Source organism: Helicobacter sp. 13S00477-4, assembly GCF_002272785.1.
GTDB lineage: Bacteria > Campylobacterota > Campylobacteria > Campylobacterales > Helicobacteraceae > Helicobacter_J.
Window position 1 is genome coordinate 1 of sequence record NZ_MLAS01000045.1, and the last position, 255, is coordinate 255.

1 protein-coding gene is annotated in these 255 nt (G+C 36.5%); it reads left to right on the top strand.

What is annotated here, in order from left to right:
* Window positions 1-63 precede the first annotated feature (63 nt).
* On the top strand, window positions 64-255 hold a 192-nt coding region (locus tag BKH44_RS08685), incomplete at its 3' end, for a hypothetical protein (RefSeq protein WP_143428347.1).

The following is a 255-nucleotide window of genomic DNA, read 5'->3' on the forward strand; positions in this document are numbered from 1 at the left end:
ACCATCCATAATGATCAAAAGAAATTCTCTTCTCTGAATGCTGGGGTTCAAAGGAGTGCTCAAATGACAAATTTCATTTCTTCTTTGAACACACAAACAAGATTGGCTAAATTATCCAACCCTCATACAGAAGATATACAATTTGCAGAGTGGATAAAATCTATGCAAGGAAGAGGAATGGCTTCTAATGATATATCTAGCGATAGCATCCTCTTGGCTGCCAACAACACAAAAAATACCAATAGCTATCAAGTC